General features: G+C 70.1%; 19 protein-coding genes and 1 rRNA gene. 10 read left to right on the top strand and 10 right to left on the bottom strand.

What is annotated here, in order from left to right; all coding sequences use genetic code 11:
• The first annotated feature begins 35 nt into the window (after window positions 1-35).
• Entirely contained in the window at window positions 36-503 is a 468-nt protein-coding gene (locus tag OU415_RS13500; protein WP_270949052.1) for a GNAT family N-acetyltransferase, read from the top strand.
• A gap of 10 nt (window positions 504-513) precedes the next feature.
• Here the strand turns inward: OU415_RS13500 and OU415_RS13495 are convergent, their stop codons facing one another.
• Entirely contained in the window at window positions 514-945 is a 432-nt protein-coding gene (locus tag OU415_RS13495) for a hypothetical protein (protein WP_270949051.1), read from the bottom strand.
• A 414-nt stretch (window positions 946-1,359) separates the two neighbouring features.
• Between OU415_RS13495 and OU415_RS13490 the strand changes: the two genes are divergently transcribed.
• Together OU415_RS13490 and OU415_RS13485 are read left to right on the top strand one after the other, a co-directional pair.
• The gene (locus OU415_RS13490) at window positions 1,360-2,286 is read left to right on the top strand and encodes a diacylglycerol/lipid kinase family protein (protein ID WP_270949050.1); all 927 of its coding nucleotides are present in this window, start codon (window positions 1,360-1,362) and stop codon (window positions 2,284-2,286) included.
• 247 nt (window positions 2,287-2,533) lie between these two features.
• Entirely contained in the window at window positions 2,534-2,788 is a 255-nt protein-coding gene (locus OU415_RS13485; RefSeq protein ID WP_093157940.1) for a WhiB family transcriptional regulator, read from the top strand.
• Between the two features lie 282 nt (window positions 2,789-3,070).
• Here the strand turns inward: OU415_RS13485 and OU415_RS13480 are convergent, their stop codons facing one another.
• Entirely contained in the window at window positions 3,071-4,564 is a 1,494-nt protein-coding gene (locus OU415_RS13480; protein ID WP_270949049.1) for a PAS domain-containing sensor histidine kinase, read from the bottom strand.
• 186 nt (window positions 4,565-4,750) lie between these two features.
• On the opposite strand from OU415_RS13480, the gene OU415_RS38355 reads away from it, so the two are divergent.
• Window positions 4,751-4,825 (top strand): 50S ribosomal protein bL37, encoded by a 75-nt coding sequence (locus OU415_RS38355; protein WP_103908190.1) that lies wholly within the window; start codon window positions 4,751-4,753, stop codon window positions 4,823-4,825.
• 79 nt (window positions 4,826-4,904) lie between these two features.
• Here the strand turns inward: OU415_RS38355 and rsrA are convergent, their stop codons facing one another.
• On the bottom strand, window positions 4,905-5,237 hold the full coding sequence (gene rsrA, locus OU415_RS13475; RefSeq protein WP_270949048.1) for a mycothiol system anti-sigma-R factor: 333 nt from the start codon (window positions 5,235-5,237) through the stop codon (window positions 4,905-4,907).
• A complete protein-coding gene (locus OU415_RS13470) occupies window positions 5,234-5,881 on the bottom strand; it encodes a sigma-70 family RNA polymerase sigma factor (protein WP_408641845.1) in 648 nt (215 codons plus the stop codon). Before OU415_RS13470 ends, rsrA begins: the two co-directional genes overlap by 4 nt.
• A 226-nt stretch (window positions 5,882-6,107) precedes the next feature.
• On the opposite strand from OU415_RS13470, the gene ybaK reads away from it, so the two are divergent.
• Window positions 6,108-6,584 (top strand): Cys-tRNA(Pro) deacylase, encoded by a 477-nt coding sequence (gene ybaK / locus OU415_RS13465; protein ID WP_270949046.1) that lies wholly within the window; start codon window positions 6,108-6,110, stop codon window positions 6,582-6,584.
• Between the two features lie 293 nt (window positions 6,585-6,877).
• Here ybaK and OU415_RS13460 read toward each other — a convergent pair whose 3' ends face one another.
• From OU415_RS13460 to OU415_RS13450, 3 genes are read right to left on the bottom strand one after another with little or no spacing between them, the layout of a single operon-like run.
• Window positions 6,878-7,489: an alpha/beta hydrolase family protein gene (locus OU415_RS13460; protein ID WP_270949045.1), complete on the bottom strand. Its 612-nt coding sequence runs from the start codon at window positions 7,487-7,489 to the stop codon at window positions 6,878-6,880.
• On the bottom strand, window positions 7,486-8,202 hold the full coding sequence (locus tag OU415_RS13455; RefSeq protein WP_270949044.1) for an SOS response-associated peptidase: 717 nt from the start codon (window positions 8,200-8,202) through the stop codon (window positions 7,486-7,488). The genes OU415_RS13460 and OU415_RS13455 overlap by 4 nt, the downstream gene beginning before the upstream one ends.
• 22 nt (window positions 8,203-8,224) lie before the next feature.
• Window positions 8,225-8,989 (bottom strand): SOS response-associated peptidase, encoded by a 765-nt coding sequence (locus tag OU415_RS13450; protein WP_270949151.1) that lies wholly within the window; start codon window positions 8,987-8,989, stop codon window positions 8,225-8,227.
• Window positions 8,990-9,166: 177 nt separating this feature from the next.
• Here OU415_RS13450 and aroA point away from each other — a divergent pair, with 177 nt between their 5' ends.
• The 4 genes from aroA to OU415_RS13430 all read left to right on the top strand — a co-directional run bounded on the left by aroA (window position 9,167) and on the right by OU415_RS13430 (window position 13,420).
• On the top strand, window positions 9,167-10,435 hold the full coding sequence (aroA, locus tag OU415_RS13445; protein WP_270949043.1) for a 3-phosphoshikimate 1-carboxyvinyltransferase: 1,269 nt from the start codon (window positions 9,167-9,169) through the stop codon (window positions 10,433-10,435).
• Between the two features lie 16 nt (window positions 10,436-10,451).
• On the top strand, window positions 10,452-11,456 hold the full coding sequence (gene rsgA, locus OU415_RS13440) for a ribosome small subunit-dependent GTPase A (protein ID WP_270949042.1): 1,005 nt from the start codon (window positions 10,452-10,454) through the stop codon (window positions 11,454-11,456).
• 195 nt (window positions 11,457-11,651) lie between these two features.
• Window positions 11,652-12,512, top strand: a complete 861-nt coding sequence (locus tag OU415_RS13435; protein WP_270949041.1) for a hypothetical protein — start codon at window positions 11,652-11,654, stop codon at window positions 12,510-12,512.
• Between the two features lie 98 nt (window positions 12,513-12,610).
• Entirely contained in the window at window positions 12,611-13,420 is an 810-nt protein-coding gene (locus OU415_RS13430) for a hypothetical protein (protein WP_270949040.1), read from the top strand.
• Between the two features lie 52 nt (window positions 13,421-13,472).
• Here the strand turns inward: OU415_RS13430 and OU415_RS13425 are convergent, their stop codons facing one another.
• Both OU415_RS13425 and OU415_RS13420 read right to left on the bottom strand, forming a co-directional pair.
• A complete protein-coding gene (locus OU415_RS13425) occupies window positions 13,473-13,976 on the bottom strand; it encodes a DUF6912 family protein (protein ID WP_270949039.1) in 504 nt (167 codons plus the stop codon).
• Between the two features lie 80 nt (window positions 13,977-14,056).
• A complete protein-coding gene (locus OU415_RS13420; RefSeq protein ID WP_270949038.1) occupies window positions 14,057-15,493 on the bottom strand; it encodes a WS/DGAT/MGAT family O-acyltransferase in 1,437 nt (478 codons plus the stop codon).
• An 84-nt stretch (window positions 15,494-15,577) separates the two neighbouring features.
• Between OU415_RS13420 and OU415_RS13415 the strand changes: the two genes are divergently transcribed.
• Window positions 15,578-16,339, top strand: a complete 762-nt coding sequence (locus OU415_RS13415; RefSeq protein WP_270949037.1) for a TrmH family RNA methyltransferase — start codon at window positions 15,578-15,580, stop codon at window positions 16,337-16,339.
• Between the two features lie 138 nt (window positions 16,340-16,477).
• Here the strand turns inward: OU415_RS13415 and rrf are convergent.
• Window positions 16,478-16,588: ribosomal RNA gene (gene rrf / locus OU415_RS13410) — 5S ribosomal RNA — on the bottom strand; the annotation flags it as partial.

Genomic DNA, 16,588 nt, shown 5'->3' with positions numbered 1-16,588 from the left:
TGCTGCTCCGGTAGGCAGAACCCGTGGAGGTACCGATGATCCGCCGTGCGACCGAAGCCGACGTTCCCGCCATGGTCGAGCTGGTGCACGAACTCGCGCTGTACGAGAAGGCGCCCGAGAAGTGCCACCTGACCGACCAGCAGCTGCGCGCGGCGCTGTTCGGCCCGAACCCGGCGCTGTTCGGGCACGTGGCCGAAGTGGACGGTGCGGTCGTCGGTCTCGCCCTGTGGTTCCTGAACTTCTCCACCTGGGAGGGCGTGCACGGCGTCTACCTGGAGGACCTGTTCGTGCGTCCCCAGCAGCGCGGCAGCGGTCTGGGCAAGGCCCTGCTGCAGGCGCTGGCGAAGGAGTGCGTCGACCGCGGCTACGCGCGGCTGGAGTGGCAGGTCCTGGACTGGAACGAGCCGGCCATCAACTTCTACAAGGCCGCCGGTGCGATCCCGATGGACGAGTGGACGACCTTCCGCCTGACCGGCGAAGCCCTGGACGCCTTCAGCGCCTGAAAAACCGCAGTCAGTCCTCGGGGTCTGCGTCGGGGGCGGCGTTGCCGTAGTAGGACCACTGCCGCCCCTCGCGGTTGAACATGAAGTAGAGGACCGCGATCGCGGGGATGGCGAGAGCCAGGCCGATCACCGGCTGCCCGGAGGGCCCGAACGCGTACCAGGCGGTGCCCAGGAGCATCAGCTGCAGCAGCAGCGCCGGGGTCCGCGCCCAGTGCTTGCCCTTGAGCATGCCGATGCCCGCCGCGAGCACGCCCGCCGACAGCAGGGCGTAGTACCCGGCCTCGCCGTAGGTCTGGCCGCGACCGAACTCCCCGACCCCGCCGATGTCGGCGGCGGTGCTGCGGATCAGCAGCGCGGCGACGAAGATCAACCCCGCCACGGCCTGCAGCGTGGTCAGGACGCCGGCGATGCGCACGCTGCGCGGGACGACTTCGGTCAACACAGTCGCTGCTGCCCTTCCGGAAAAGCCGAATTCGGTGACTCTGCGTATGCCCTTCCGATGGTAATACCGCCCGAACGTCGCATGGCTGCGACCACGGTCACCGCGCGATGATCGACTCATGGCTGCCACGGCGATCGCGGATATCGGGGTGTCCGCTGCATCGTCCGCGCGCCCGACCGGCTCGGGTGGACGACGAGCGGATGCGCTCCGGGGTTGCGCATCCGGGTTCCACCGGGTCCCGGCGGAGGTCAGCGGCACGGCGCACCCGCTCCTGGTGCTTCAGCCGACCCGCCCCGCCCGCGTCGGGCACGGCGGCCGATCCCACTGCCGATCGCGGCGGAAGGGGGCCCTGCCGGAGAGCTGAACCGCTGGACGGTGCACGGACGCCCGGAGGCCTTCCCCTAGGCTGCGGGTGTGCGCGCCGTACTCGTCGTCAACCCGCAGGCGACGTCCACCACTGCGGCCGGCCGGGATGTTCTCGCCCACGCGCTGGCCAGCGAGCTGAAGCTGGACGTCGTCGAAACGCAGTACCGGGGTCACGCCGCCGACGCCGCCCGCGCGGCCGTCCAGGACGGCGCCGACCTGGTGATCGCGCACGGTGGCGACGGCACGGTGAACGAAGTGGTCAACGGCATGTTCGCGGCAGGCGAGGTCGGTGACCGCGAGATGCCGACGCTGGGCGTGGTGCCCGGTGGTTCGGCCAACGTGTTCGCCCGCGCCCTGGGGCTGCCCAGGGATCCGGTCGAGGCCACGCACCGCCTGCTGCGCGCGGTCGACGAGCGCAGCTCCCGGTGGGTCGGGCTGGGCCGCGCCGATGAGCGCTGGTTCACGTTCAACGCAGGTGTGGGATGGGACGCAGAAGTCGTCGCCGAAGTGGAGCGGCTGCGCTCGAACGGCCGCAACGTCACCCCCGCGCTCTACGCCCGCACGGCACTCGCCTGCTACTTCCGGATGGCTCGGCAGGAGCCGCAGATCGGATTGCAAATCGGCGACGAATTGCAGGTCAGCGGGTTGCACAGCGTGTTCGTCTCGAACACCGACCCGTGGACGTACCTGGGGTCCCGACCGGTCCGGATGAGCCCCGAGACCAGCTTCGACACCGGTTTGGGCGTCTTCGCGCTGAAGAACATGCGTGCTTACCCTGTGTTACGACATGTAGCGGAAATGCTGCGCGGTAGAGCGAAACCACACGGAAGAAACTCAATTGAGCGTGCGGACGTGGCCCATCTTTGCGTAACCTGTACGGAGCCGTTGCGCCTGCAGGTCGATGGTGATTGCCTGGGTGAGCGTTCGGAGATCGAGTTCTTCTCAGTCCCGGATGCTCTCCGCGTCTCCGTATAACCTTCACGTAACGGATGGACGTCGTTGCCGACTCGCGACCCCCATCTGCGACCGGTGACACACTGAAACCCCTGGTCAAGCTCTGTCGATCTTTCGGGTGAGCTCCCTCACCACACGAGATCGAACTCTTGACATCGCGGCAGTTCGTGAAAGTATTCACAAGCACACGGACTCCGTGAAAGCATTCACAAACACCCCGAACGTACGAGCGGCGCGCGTTGGCGCGCCTAGCGAGGAGCAAGGAACGATGGACTGGCGCCACGATGCGGTTTGCCGTGACGAGGACCCGGAGCTGTTCTTCCCCGTCGGGAACAGCGGTCCTGCCGTGCTGCAGATCGCCGAGGCGAAGGCCGTTTGCCGCCGTTGTCCGGTCGCCTCCGAGTGCCTGGCTTGGGCACTGGAGAGCGGGCAGGACGCCGGCGTCTGGGGCGGTATGAGCGAGGACGAGCGGCGTGCCCTCAAGCGGCGCAACGCTCGCACCCGGGCCCGCACCAACGCCTGAGTAGCGAAGCTCGCTGAAGACGCAGCGGGTCGATCGCACCCCCGGTGATCGACCCGGCGTCTTCGCCCCGGTCGCGAAGAACGGCCATCGCACCGAACAACCCGCACACCCCGACGAGACCCGGCTGATCAGCGTCGACGTCGGAACCGGAAGAACCGCTCAGCTCACAGCTCGTTCGAGCCGGCGGATCCGGAGCTCCGATGAGATCGGTCGAGATGCGACACCCGACCGCCGCATCACAGCATCGACGCACCGCGCGGCGCCCGACCCACCGGGCAGACGTCAGCGCCGGTACTTCAGCGGAACTCGCAACACCGCCTCGGTACCCCGCTGCCGCCCGCGACCGCGCAAGCTCAACGACCCTCGGAGCTCGGATTCCACGAGGGTCCGCACGATCTGCAGGCCGAGGCGTTCGGCGCGTTCGAGGGAGAAACCCTTCGGAAGGCCCTGACCGTCATCCGAGATGACGACGTCCAGCCAACGCGCCGAACGCTCCGCCTGCACCACGACTTCGCCGCCCTGCCCTTCCGGGAAGGCGTGCTCGAAAGCATTCTGCACCAGCTCGGTGAGCACCATCACCAGCGGGGTCGCCAACTCGGCGGACACCACCCCGAACCGGCCTTCGCGACGCACCTTCACCCCGGTCTCGGCCGCGGCGACGTCGCTCATCATCGGGATCACACGATCCACCACGTCGTCCAGGTCGACCCGCTCGTCCACCGACATCGACAACGTCTCGTGCACCAGCGCGATCGACGTCACCCGCCGCACCGACTCGTCCAGCGCTAGGCGCGCCTCGTTGTTGCCGGTCCGCCGCGACTGCAGCCGCAGCAGTGCGGCCACCGTCTGCAGATTGTTCTTGACCCGGTGGTGGATCTCGCGGATCGTCGCGTCCTTGGACATCAGCGCGCGATCCCGCCGCTTGACCTCCGTGACGTCGCGGACCAGCACCAGCGCACCGGCCTGCTGCCCGCGCGGGCGCAGCGGCAGCGCCCGGAACAGCACCGTCGCACCGCGCGCCTCGGCTTCGATGCGCATGCTGGGCTGACCGCCCATCGCGCGCCGCACCCGCTGCGCCACCTCGTCGGCGTCGAACGGATCGTTGAGCAGCGACCGGGTCAGCGGCGCGAGCTGCGCGCCGACGAGGTCCGCGGCGTGGCCCATCCGGTGGTAGGCCGACAGCGCGTTCGGGCTGGCGAACACCACGGTGCCGGAGCTGTCGAGGCGGATGAGCCCGTCGCCGACCCGCGGGCTGGTGTGCACGTCGGGCGCCGGCTCCGGCGTCGGGAAGGTGCCGTCGGCGACCATCTGGCACAGGTCCGCGGCGCTGCCCAGGTAGGAGATCTCCAGCGGGCTCGGCACCCGCGGCACCGCGAGGTTGGTGTCGCGGCTGAGCACCGCCACCACCTCGTCGCCGAGCCGGACCGGGATCGTCTCGCGGCGCACCGGCACTCCGAGGTGCCAGCGCGGGTCCTCCTCGCGGCAGATCCGGCCTTCGCCGGCCGCGCGCCGCAGCTGCGGGTGCTCGTCCTGGGTGACCTCGGTACCCACCACGTCCTCCGGGTGGGCGGTGGGGGCCGTCGTCGGCCGGGCCTGGGCCACGCACATGAAGCGGGCCTCGGGATCCTCCTGGGGGCCGATCGGCACCCACAGCAGGAAGTCGGCGAAGGACAGGTCCGAGAGCAACTGCCACTCGGCGACCACGAGCTGCAGGTGGTCGGCCGCAGTACCGGACAGCCCGGTGTGCTCGGCGAGCAGGTCACTCAGCGTGGACAAGATCAGCCCCTCTCCTCACCGCGGCCCGGTAGGCCCCTGCTTAGGAAACCACGACCGGAACCACCCGCCAGCGGCAGGTGGTGGGCATGTCAAACTGGGAGCTCGAAACCCCAGCGGAGACCGGGTCGGCCGCGACGGCCAGACAGGTCACCGGACTGGTCGGACAGCAGAGCTCGAGGAGGCGCCATGGGCAAGCGGGCCCGCAAGAAGAAGGACCGTAAGAAGAACAAGGCCAACCACGGCAAGCGCCCCAACTCGTGAGCGCCGGCGGCACCAGCCGTCGAACACGCGAATGGCCCCGGACCTTTGATTTGGTCCGGGGCCATTCAGCATTCTGAGGTCATTCGATCGAGGTTCGTTTGGTCCGTACCTCGACGGAGGTGCCGTCGGGACCCTGCTCGACGGTCACCTCGGCCTTGCTCAGGACGGCTTCCCTGATCGAGCTCCGGAGCCGTTCCTTCAGCTCCGTCGGCGCGTGCTCACCGCTGCACTTGCGGTGCAGCAGGGCCTTGATGTGCTCCTCGATGCCGAAGTGCTCCAGGCAACTCCCGCAACCGTCGAGGTGCTCCTGCACCGCAGCACGTCGCTGCTGGTCGCACTCGTTGTCCAGGAACAGCCACACCTCGGCGAGCACGTCCTCGCAAGAGGCTTCGTCGGACCCGCCGCAATTCATGAAGTGCTCACCTCCCGCTGGGTCTCCCGCAAGAAACCGCGATCGCGGGCGACGTCGGTGAGCATCTCACGCAGCTGCCTGCGACCACGGTGCAGCCTCGACATGACGGTGCCGATGGGCGTGCCCATGATCTCGGCGATCTCCTTGTACGCAAAGCCTTCCACGTCCGCGAGGTAGACCACCATGCGGAACTCCTCGGCCAGCTGCTGCAGCGCGGCCTTCACATCGGTGTCCGGCAACCGGTCCAGCGCCTCGACCTCGGCCGAGCGCAACCCGCTGGAGGTGTGGTTCTCCGCCTGCGCGAGCTGCCAGTCGGCGATCTCATCCGTCGGCTGCTGCTGAGGCTGGCGCTGCCGCTTGCGGTAGCCGTTGATGTAGGTGTTGGTGAGGATGCGGTACAGCCAGGCCTTCAGGTTCGTGCCCTGGGTGAACGACTTGAACGCGGAGAACGCCTTGAGGTAGGTCTCCTGGACCAGGTCCTCGGCGTCCTGGGCGTTTCGCGTCATGCGCAGAGCCGCACCGTAGAGCTGGTCCAGCAGCGGCATCGCGTCCTGCTCGAAACGCGCGGCGCGCTGCTCTTCGGTCTCCTCGGTGCGGTCGGAGTCGCGCCCAGTCACGTCCGGGTGCTCTGGGGTGCTTGGCACCGGGCTCCTTTCCCGCCGCCTGGACGGAGTGACAGCAGGCGACGAACCCATGCGCTCGTTCGCATGGTCCAGGTTCGAGGATACGCGCGCCCTACTGCGACTACCTGTCGGTGACGGCCGTTCGCGCTCGGGGCGCTCCAGCACGCAGGTGTTCGTCGAATCCATGGTCACAGCCCGTCCAACGGACTCCCGCGACCTGTTATTCCGGCCTTCTAGAGTGACGCGCATGGCAGGTAAGGGCACTCCCGCTACGGCGCTGCTGGCCAAGCGCAAGGTTCCGCACGAGGTGCACGCGTACGAGCACGATCCGCGCGCCGATTCCTACGGGCTGGAGGCCGCCGAGGCGCTCGGCCAGGCTCCGGAACGGGTCTTCAAGACGCTGGTCGCGGAGGTGGACGGCAAGCTCGCGGTCGGCGTCGTGCCGGTCACCGGGCAGCTCGACCTCAAGAAGCTCGCGGCGGCGCTGGGCGGGAAGAAGGCCAAGATGGCCGAGGTGGCGGCGGCCGAGCGCGCCACCGGTTACGTCGCGGGCGGCATCTCGCCGCTCGGGCAGAAGAAGCGGCTGCCGGTCGTGATCGACTCCTCCGCCACCGGCTTCGACACGATCTGCTGCAGCGCGGGGCGGCGCGGCCTGGAGATCGAACTCGCCGCGGCGGACCTCGCCGGGTTGCTCGACGCGGTGCTCGCCGACATCTCCGCTTGATCAGCGCGCGGGGGAGTGGCCCGGCGGACGATGACGAACCACTCCCCCGACGCTGGTGCCACTGCCGCGCAACAGTCGCACCGGGGAACCGAACGGGCTTGGGGGATGGCGCCCAGTCCGGGAGGTGGGGAGTCCGCTGCGCGAAACCGGATCGCGGTCGGGGGGCGCCGAACTCTCCGCATGATCGTCCGAAGTTGACGCGAACGGAGCAACGCCCTCAATTTCAGATGGTGATTGTCGCAGGTCGGAGACCTGCGAGATCACTCGTTCAGGGAGCTGCGCTCTCGAACGGGCTAGTCGATCAGGCGGAGGACTCGGCCCAGCCATTCCTGGGTCGCGCGGAAGACCGCGTCGACGTCGGCCTTCAGCGAGTGGTCGCCGGGCACCAGGACGACCTCGCGGTTGTGCGACGGCTCGGGCTGGCCGAAGGCGTCCCGCTCCCCCTGCACCACCAGCACCGGCGCTTCGACGCCGTCGAGCTCCGACATCCGGGACTTCTCCGGCTTGCCGGGCGGGTGCACCGGGAACGCCAGGCACAGCACGGCCGAAGCCGCCCCGTCCTCCGCGGTCCGGCACGCCACCCGCGCGCCGGAAGACCGGCCGCCGAAGAGCAGCGGGAGATCGGCGAACCACCGCTCGCCCAGGTCCTCGGCCACCGCGAGCCACGCCGCGTCCAGCTGCTTGGCCGGGGCCGGGGCCCGTCGGCCGGCCACCCGGTACGGCTGCTCGACGAGCGCCACGTGCACGCCGGCCTCGGTGGCCGCGCGGGTCGCCGCCACCAGGTCGGGCGCGGCGATGCCGCCACCCGCGCCGTGCCCGAGCAGCAGCGCGGCGCGCCCCTCTTCGGCGCAGTGCAGCTCGGCCCGAGCCGGGCCGTGCGGAGTTTCGACCTCGACCCTGGTCATGACTCGAACAGCGCTGCCTGCTCGGCCGGTTCGGGCACCGGATCGGTCTGCCGCAGCAGGTCCGGGTGGTTGTTGCGCATGCTGTTCACCTCGGTGGAGACGGGGTGGAGCACCAGATCGTCGAGCATCCCCTCCGCCGGGGTCAACAGCTCGCTGATCTCGCTCCGCTGCGGGTCGAGCCAGTCCGCCCACCGGTCCTGCGGCAGCACCAGCGGCATCCGGTGGTGCACGTCGGCCAGCTCCCCGAGCGCGTCGGTCGTGACCACGGCGCACGTCACCAGCGGCCGGTCGGTGGAGTCCGGCGCCCACCAGGCGGAGAACACCGCGGCCATCGCCAGGCTCGCCCCGTCGCGGCGCCGGCACAGGAACGGCTGCCGCCGCCGGTCGCCCGGCTTCCACTCGTACCAACCGGTCGCGGGCATCAGGCAGCGGCGGCGCCGCGCGGACTCGGCGTAGGCGGGTTTGGTGGTGATGGACTCGGCACGGGCGTTGATCATCGGCGGCCCGCTGTTCATGTCCTTCGCCCACGTCGGCACCAGACCCCAGCGCACCGGGCGGATGCTGCGCTCGGCACCGCGCTGGACGACGATCGGCACCGTCTTCGTCGGTGTCACGTTGAAGTCCGCGAGCACCTCACCGCCGGTGCGATCAGCTGCCGCGAACTGCTCGGCCAGCACCGCCGGATCGTGCTCGACGGCGTACCGACCACACATCAGAACTCCACCCCGCGTCGACTCACTTCAGCCCGGGGTCCAAACCTACCGCCTGCGGTTGCGGCTCGAGCGGCACGCGTTCGACCAGTTCGGCACCGTTGTTGCGGACGTTGTTGACCGCGGTGGACACCGGCCGCAGCTCCAGCCCGGCCACCAGTTCCTCCGACGGCGGCGCGAGCAGGTCGGACACGTCCGGCTGGTCCGGGTCGAGCCAGTGCGCCCAAGCGCTGGACGGCAGCAGCAGCGGCATCCGGTCGTGCACCTCGGACAGCTGCCCGATCGCGCCGGTGGTCAGCACCGAGCAGGTCACCAGCGGTTCGGCGTCCTCGACCTTCGGGTCGCGCCAGGTCGCGAAGATGCCGGCCATCGCCAGGCTGGAGCCGTCCGGGGAGGTCATGAAGAACGGTTGCTTGCGGTCGCCTTCGCGCTTCCACTCGTACCAACCGTCGGCCGGCACCAGGCACCGGTAGCGCTTGATCGAGGTGCGGAAGGCGGGTTTGGTCGTCACGGTCTCGGATTTGGCGTTGATCATCCGGCTGCCGATGGACTTGTCCTTGGCCCACATCGGCACCAGGCCCCAGCGCATCACGCGGACGCTGCGCTCGGTCCGCTCGAGGTCCTTCTCCCCTGCCTCGTCCTGCGGGTGCCGCTGCACCACGGTCAGCACGCGCTTGGTCGGCGCGACGTTGAAGTCCGCGCCGGGGGCCGCACCACCGGTGCTGTCCAGGGCGGCGAACTCGGCCGCGAGCTTGCCCGGATCCTTCGTGGAGGCATACCTGCCGCACATGCCCGGTCGAACCTCCGTCACCTCGCAGTGGTGTGGTCGATCCCATCCTGGCAGTCCGGATCGTCGCAGGCGAGCGGCGCGAACAGATCGCAGCGGCGAGATGCCACTCCAGCAACTCGCGGCGCCAACGCGCACCCGGCGCTGAATTCTCCGGGCGAGGTGGGGGATCATTGGCCCATGACCCAGCTCTGGCCTGCTCCAACCGCCTCCGGCGCGGTGCGCGCGACCGTCCCGGTGCCCGGTTCGAAGTCGATCACCAACCGGGCTCTGGTCCTCGCCGCGCTCGCCGACGGTCCGTCGACGCTGCGAGCCCCGCTGCGCAGCCGGGACACCGAGCTGATGGCCGGCGCGCTGCGCGCACTCGGCGTCGAGGTGCTGGACGGGCCGGACGGCTCGTGGCAGGTCACCCCCGCTGAGCTGCGCGGACCGGCCGAGGTCGACTGCGGCCTGGCGGGCACGGTCATGCGGTTCGTGCCGCCGATCGCCGCGCTCGCCTCCGGGCAGATCACCTTCGACGGCGACCCGCACGCCCGCAAGCGCCCGCTCGGCACGGTGCTGGACGCGCTGCGCTCGCTCGGCGCCGACATCGACGGCGATGCGCTGCCGTTCCTGGTGCGCGGAACCGGGAAGCTGCCCGGCGGCTCGGTGACCATCGACGCTTCCGCGTCCTCGCAGTTCGTCTCCGGGCTGCTGCTGTCGGCGCCGCGGTTCGAGCAGGGCGTGGTGGTCCGGCACTCCGGCGAGCCGGTGCCGTCGCTGCCGCACATCGAGATGACGGTGTCGATGCTGCGCGCCGCAGGTGTCGAGGTCGACGACCAGGAAGCCGACACCTGGCGAGTGACCCCGGGCCCGATCCGCGCGCTCGACCTGGACGTCGAGCCGGACCTGTCCAACGCCACCCCGTTCCTCGCCGCCGCGGCCGCCACCGGCGGAACCGTCACCGTCCCCGGCTGGCCGGCCCGGACCACGCAGGCCGGCGACGCGATCCGCGACATCCTCGCCGAGATGGGCGCGCAGGTGCAGCTCACCGAGGACGGCCTGACCGTCACCGGCCCCGCCGAGATCAATGCGGTCGACCTCGACCTGCACGACGTCGGCGAGCTCACCCCCACCGTCGCCGCGCTGGCCGCGCTCGCGACCGGCCGCTCCCAGCTGCGCGGGATCGCGCACCTGCGCGGGCACGAGACCGACCGGCTCGCCGCGCTGCAGACCGAGCTGACCAAGCTGGGCGGCGCAGTCGAGCAGACCGAGGACGGCCTGATCATCGAGCCCCGGCCGCTGCACGGCGGGAACTGGCACTCCTACGCCGACCACCGGATGGCCACCGCCGGCGCGATCCTCGGCTTGCGAGTCCCCGGAGTGCTGGTCGAGGACATCGCCACCACCGGCAAGACCATCCCCGACTTCCCCGGGATGTGGGCGGAGATGCTCGGGGAGTCGGTGTGAGCCCGGAGGCGGTCCGATGAGCAAGCGGGGCTGGAGCCACCTCGACGAGTCCGACGTGCGGGTGCGCCCCGGCAAGGGCAGCCGGCCGCGCAGCAAGCAGCGCCCGAAGCACGCCGACGCCGAGTCCGCGATGGTCGTCGCCGTCGACCGCGGCCGCTGGACCTGCGCGCTGGACGGCCGACCGGACCGGATCGTCACCGCCATGCGCGCCCGCGAGCTCGGCCGCACCCCGGTGGTGGTCGGCGACCTGGTGGACCTGGTCGGCGACACCTCCGGCAAGCCCGACACGCTGGCCCGGATCGTGCGCGTGGCCGACCGCAACAGCGTGCTGCGCCGCACCGCCGACGACACCGACCCCTACGAGCGGGTCGTGGTGGCCAACGCCGAACAGCTGATCATCGTCACCGCGCTCGCCGATCCGCCGCCGCGCCCCGGGTTCATCGACCGCTGCCTGGTCGCCGCCTACGCCGGCGGTCTCGCGCCGGTGCTGTGCCTGACCAAGTCCGACCTGGCCGAGCCCGGCGAGTGGATCAGCACCTACCGCTCGCTGGACATGCCGATCGCGATCACCAGCCTCGACGCGGAACCCGAGCAGCTGCGCGAACTCCTCGCCGGCCGGGTGTCCGCGCTGGTCGGGCACTCCGGGGTCGGCAAGTCCACCCTGGTCAACCGGCTGGTGCCGGACGCCGACCGCGCGACCGGTGAGGTCAGCGGAGTCGGCAAGGGACGGCACACCTCGACGTCAGCGGTGGCCCTGGCGCTGCCCGAGCGGGGCTGGGTGGTCGACACCCCGGGCATCCGCTCGTTCGGCCTGGCGCACGTGACCGCCGACGACGTGATCGCGGCCTTCGAGGGCTTCTCCGAAGCAGCGGAGGAATGCCCGCCGAACTGCGGGCACCTGGGCGGTTCCGACGACCCGGACTGCCACCTGGACACCTTCGCGGCCGACGGCGGCGGCGCGGAGCAGCTCGCCTCGCTGCGCCGCTTGCTGCGTTCCCGAGCGGGCCTCGACGAGGCCTGACCGCGGAAAAACGCGAATCTCGGCCCATATTTCCCCCGTTCGGGACGCGATCGTCCCCTGTGGCATGACGACTTCGTTGTTAGCGTGGTTCGCGGTCGGCGTGAGCGGAGGATGTTTTCGCAGCTCACGCATGCCGTCGCACGGTTCTCCGCCGTGCGAGCCGAAGAGCCGCCAACGGCCCGAGGAGCGCGCCCGATGTCCCGAGCCCGCACCAGGACCGCGGTGATTTCCGCTGGTCTCACCCTGATCGCAGCACTCGGCGGATGTTCCGGAGAACCACCGGTCCCGACGAACGCCATCGCCGCCAACCCCGATCCCCGTCCCACCGCCGACGCGATGTTGTCCCAGGTCATCAGCAGGATCGACGAACGCGGCAGCACGCGCAGCCAGATCCGCGGCAGCCTCGGCGTGGTCGGCGACCTCACCGCCGACGGCGTCGTGCGCTACCGCGGCCAGCAAACCGATCTCGCGCTCAACGGCCAGACCCGCGGCACCGGCAACCAACCACCGCAGCGGATCGCTCTGTCCATCGTGGATGGAACCGGTTACCTGCAGACCCCGCTGGCCCGCCCCGCACCGGACAAGCCGTGGCTGCGGATCTCCCCCGGCGCGGGCGATTTCGGCTCCAAGCTGCTCAGCCCCGCCCTGGACCAGGTGCAGGAGGCCGTCGACCCGCGCGCCACGTTCAGCGGCGTCGAGAAGGCCACCCGCATCCAGACCAGCGCGCCGGACCAGGTCGACGGCAAGCCCACCACCCGCTACCAGCTGCGCATCGTCACCGCGCAGGCCGCCGACGCGGCCACCGATCCGCAGCAGCGAACCCGGTTCCAGAAGGCCGCCGACGCCGGTGAACCCGAGCTCGAATACCAGCTGTGGCTGGACGAATCCGGCCTGCCCGCGCAGTTCGCGGCCACCGGACAGGTCGCCCAGGCCGGCCAGGTGTCGCTGACCTCGACCTACCGGGATTGGGGCGCTCCCACCGAAATCCGCGTCCCCCCGGCCGAGAAGATCGGCGTGTTCCAGGACGTCCCGCCGCAGGCGCAACGACCGAGGTGACCGGACATACCCAACGAATTGCACCGAAAGTGCGACCTACCGGATCAATGCGCTGTTACGTTCGTCGTATTGCATTCTCCACGCAGAGAGGACGATTCGTGCGTCGCATTGCCACCGCCCTGTCCGCTGTCGCTCTGGCAGCCTCCCTCGGGGCCTGCAGCCAGGGTGGGTCGCCGTCCGGCTCGAACAACGCCGGCGAGACCAACTCCGGTTCGTCGATCACGGACGTCTCGTCCCTGGTCACCGCGGCGAAGAGCACCATGGACGAGAAGAAGACGGTCACCGTCTCCTTCGAGGGCACCGGCCCGCTCGCCCAGATGTACGAGAACATGAAGTGCCAGGTCGACGTCGAGAAGGCCGCGATGGGCTGCGGCGGCGGTGCCGTCGAGATGACGATCAACGGCGACGGCATCTTCATGAAGAGCCCGCAGATGGCACAGCTGGCCGGTGACCCGAGCAAGCAGTGGGTCAAGATGCCCGCGACCGAGGAGATGACCCAGCAGTTCGGCGAGCTGGGCAAGATCAGCGACCTCCAGGCCATGCTGCCGGCCGGCTCCAGCATCCAGTCGAGCGCCGAGGAGCAGGTCGACGGCAAGGACGCGACCCGCTACGAGGTCGTGACCGACCTGAAGAAGGCCGCCGAGGAGGCCCCGGAGGCCAAGAAGGCCGGCTTCAAGGTGCTGCTGGACTCCGGTGTCACCGAGCTCAAGCAGACCGTCTGGGTCGACGCCGACAAGCTGCCGCTGAAGGTCGCCATGACCAGCCCGGCGATGAAGGTCCAGGGCCAGGACATCCCGGAGACGAAGCTGACCGTGCGCTACGCGGACTGGGGCAAGCCGGTGGAGATCACCACGCCGCCGGCCGACCAGGTGCAGGACATGCCGAGCACCCCGGGTCTGCCCGGCTGACGGCCGCTGATGTCCGCCGGGCGGTCCAGCACCGCCCGGCGGACCCACCCCGCTACATCAACTCCAGCAAGAACGGCACTTCCTGCGGCGCGTACCAGGCGAGTTCGTGGTCCTCCGCGTCGCCCAGCGCGAACTCCGCATCCGGATCGCCGAGATCGGCGGCGTCGATCACCGCCGCCGCCGCGCGCACCGCGTCTTCAGCTTCCGTCGCGTCCACGTGCACCGCGGCGATCTGCTTCCACTGCACCGGCCCGGACACCTTCACCACCGCGTGGTCCAGATCCGGGCGCAGCGTCACGTCATCGACGTCGGCGGAGATCACCACCCGCCGCATCTCCGGCTTCTCATCAGCGCTCGGCTCGCCGGCGATCAGCCGCAGCGACGCCCGCGACGCCTCCCGCATCGCCGCGTACTCGAGCTCTTCGGTGTCGCCGCTGGCGTAGGACTCGCGCAGCGCAGGCGTCAGCGCGAACGCAGTCCCGCCCAGCGGCTGGAACTGCTTGTCGGCCACCAGTTGCCGAAGCATCGGCAGCGTGGCAGGCAGGTAAACCCTCATGCCTCGACCATCCCCATCTCGTCCTCCACTGCATCAGCTCCGGCTGGAACGCGACCACGACCGGCGGGCGGGGGAATCCCTCACGCCTCGACCGTGCCGATCATCTCGTCCACCGCTTCCCCGATCATCGCCGCCAGCACGTCCACATCGGGCATCGCATCCCGATCGGCGTTCAACCCGAAGTACACGCCGCCGTCGTAGGAGGTCACCCCCACCGACAGCGACTGGTTCTTGGCCAGCGGCACCACCGGGAACATCTCCATCATCCTCGCCCCCGCCGCGTACAGCGGCACCTGCGGTCCGGGAACGTTGGTCACCAGGACGTTGAACAACCGGTCCGAGAACTGGTTGGCCACCCTCGCCCCCAACGCGTGCAGCGTCGGCGGCGCGAACCCCGACACCTTGACCAGCGCCCCCGCCGCCACCGACTGCCCGGACTCCGCGTGCGCCCGCATGGCATGGCTGACCTGGTGCAACCGGACGGTCGGGTTGCCCTCGCCGACCGGCAGGTCGACCAGGTACGCCGAGACCTTGTTGCCCACCGAACCGACCGGCAGGCTGCTGGTCTCCGGGTAGGTCGCGCGCGCCTCGGCGTCGTCGGAGCGGACCGACACCGGGACCATCGCGCGAACCGTGGTCGACGGCGCGACCACCTCACCGCGGGACAGCAACCAGTTCCGCAGCGCCCCGGTGACCACCGCCAGCACGACGTCGTTGACCGTGCTGCCGTGCGCCCGCCGCACGGCCCGCAAGTCCTCGAGCCTCGCCCGCGCGACGGCGAACCGGCGCTGCGCGGAGGTCGGCGCGTTCAAGGGCCCGCTGGGAGCGGGAACCACCGCAGTGCGCAGTGCCGAGGCAACACCGCCCAACGCGCGGGTGACCTTCTGCGCCGTGGCTGTCACGTCCACCATCGCCGCCCGGACGTTCTCGACCACCTCGCCCGGTCGCTGCACGGCGTCGGTCATCGCCTCCACCACCAGCTCGGCCAGGGTCGGTTCCGGTCTCGGCATCCACAGCTCGTCGACGTCCGGGACCTCCCGGTTGCGCTCCACGTCGAAGATCACCTGGCCGATGTCGAGCGCACCGATGCCGTCCACCATCGCCTGGTGGGTCTTCGTGATCACCGCGACCCGGTTCTTCGACAGGCCCTCCACCAGGTACACCTCCCACAGCGGGCGGGCGTGGTCGAGCTTGCGCGACATCAACCGGGCGGCCAGGTCGTACAACTGCGCGTCGCTGCCCGGCTTGGGCAGCGCCGAGCGGCGGACGTGGTAGGTGAGGTCGAAGTCCTGGTCGTCCACCCACACCGGCCGCGCCAGCTTCCCCGGCACCGGCATGACCCGCTGCCGGTAGCGCGGCACGAACCCCAGCCGGCGGTCGATCAGCGACAGCACCCGGTCGTAGTCGAATCCGCTGCGCGGACGCCGGAACACCGCAACACCACCGACGTGCATCGGCGTGGTGTAGTCCTCCAGGTAGAGGAAGGACGCGTCTACTGCGGAAAGACGATCGGACATGTCCGCGATCCTGGCACACAACCCGCCCCGCACCGAGGGGTTCCAGTGGCCAGCCGCCCGCAACCGCATGTGACACTTGGTGACGTGACCAGCGAAGTTTCCCCGAAAGACCGATTCGTCACCGTCTACGGCCGCAAGCCCGTGCTGGAGGCGCTGACCGACCACGACCTCCGCGTCGACAAGGTGGTCCTGGCCGAGGGCCTGCGGGGACCGATCATCGAGGAGATCAAGGAAGCGGCCGCCGACCGAGCGGTCCGCGTCCACCGCGCGAGCGCGCACCGGGTCAAGGTGCTGGCCGGCAACGGCCGCCACGACCAGGGCGTGCTGGCCGACGTGGTGGCCCGCAAGATGCGCCCGCTCACCGACGCCCTCGAGGACCCGGCAACCGCGCCGGGCAAGATCCTGCTGCTGGACGGCCTGACCACGCCGGCCAACGTCGGCATGATCCTGCGCACCGCGACGGCCGCCGGGATCGACGGCATCGTGGTGCCGCACCGAGGAGTCGCCAGCCTCGACCCGCTGGTCATCAAGGCCTCGGCCGGCGTCGCGTTCCACGCCCCGGTGCTGCGGACCCGCACCGCTGGTGAAGCCGCGGAGATGCTGAGCGACGCGGGATACCCGCTGTACGCGCTGGAAGCGGACGCCCCGGACACGATCTACGGCACCGAGTTCGGTTCCCGCGCGGTGTTCGTGCTGGGCAGCGAGACCGCGGGCCTGTCCGAAGAGGTGCAGTCCCGGATCACCCAGCCGCTGGCCATCCCGATGGCGGGCGGTGTCGAGTCGCTCAACGTCGCCAGCGCCGCCTCGGTGCTCTGCTTCGAACTCCTCCGCCGCAAGCTCTCCTGAGGCGAACGACCGCGCTTTTGTGCGGGGAACTCACGACGATTCCCCGCACAAAAGCGGTCGGCTAAAGGTTCTGGGGATAGAAGAAGGGCCCCGTTCCCTGGACGAATCCAGAGGGAACGAGGCCCTTCTCAATTAGTGTGTCGGCGGTGTCTTACTCTCCCACACCCTGTCGAGTGCAGTACCATCAGCGCTGGGGAGCTTAGCTACCGGGTTCGGAATGGGACCGGGCGGACCCTCCCCGCCATCGCC

Origin of the sequence: Saccharopolyspora oryzae (assembly GCF_027853915.1) — a bacterium.
Classification (GTDB): Bacteria; Actinomycetota; Actinomycetes; order Mycobacteriales; family Pseudonocardiaceae; genus Saccharopolyspora; species Saccharopolyspora oryzae.
Note: the sequence above shows the minus strand (reverse complement) of the source record. Positions and strands in the feature narration are given on the sequence as shown.

Coding starts and splice junctions, on each gene's coding strand:
- aroA (WP_270949043.1), top strand. CDS start 9,167: ATGACCCAGCTCTGGCCTGCTCCAACCGCCTCCGGCGCGGTGCGCGCG.
- OU415_RS13435 (WP_270949041.1), top strand. CDS start 11,652: ATGTCCCGAGCCCGCACCAGGACCGCGGTGATTTCCGCTGGTCTCACC.
- OU415_RS13425 (WP_270949039.1), bottom strand. CDS start 13,976: ATGAGGGTTTACCTGCCTGCCACGCTGCCGATGCTTCGGCAACTGGTG.
- OU415_RS13500 (WP_270949052.1), top strand. CDS start 36: ATGATCCGCCGTGCGACCGAAGCCGACGTTCCCGCCATGGTCGAGCTG.
- OU415_RS13450 (WP_270949151.1), bottom strand. CDS start 8,989: ATGTGCGGCAGGTATGCCTCCACGAAGGATCCGGGCAAGCTCGCGGCC.
- OU415_RS13420 (WP_270949038.1), bottom strand. CDS start 15,493: ATGTCCGATCGTCTTTCCGCAGTAGACGCGTCCTTCCTCTACCTGGAG.
- rsgA (WP_270949042.1), top strand. CDS start 10,452: ATGAGCAAGCGGGGCTGGAGCCACCTCGACGAGTCCGACGTGCGGGTG.
- OU415_RS13455 (WP_270949044.1), bottom strand. CDS start 8,202: ATGTGTGGTCGGTACGCCGTCGAGCACGATCCGGCGGTGCTGGCCGAG.
- ybaK (WP_270949046.1), top strand. CDS start 6,108: ATGGCAGGTAAGGGCACTCCCGCTACGGCGCTGCTGGCCAAGCGCAAG.
- OU415_RS13460 (WP_270949045.1), bottom strand. CDS start 7,489: ATGACCAGGGTCGAGGTCGAAACTCCGCACGGCCCGGCTCGGGCCGAG.
- OU415_RS13485 (WP_093157940.1), top strand. CDS start 2,534: ATGGACTGGCGCCACGATGCGGTTTGCCGTGACGAGGACCCGGAGCTG.
- rsrA (WP_270949048.1), bottom strand. CDS start 5,237: ATGAATTGCGGCGGGTCCGACGAAGCCTCTTGCGAGGACGTGCTCGCC.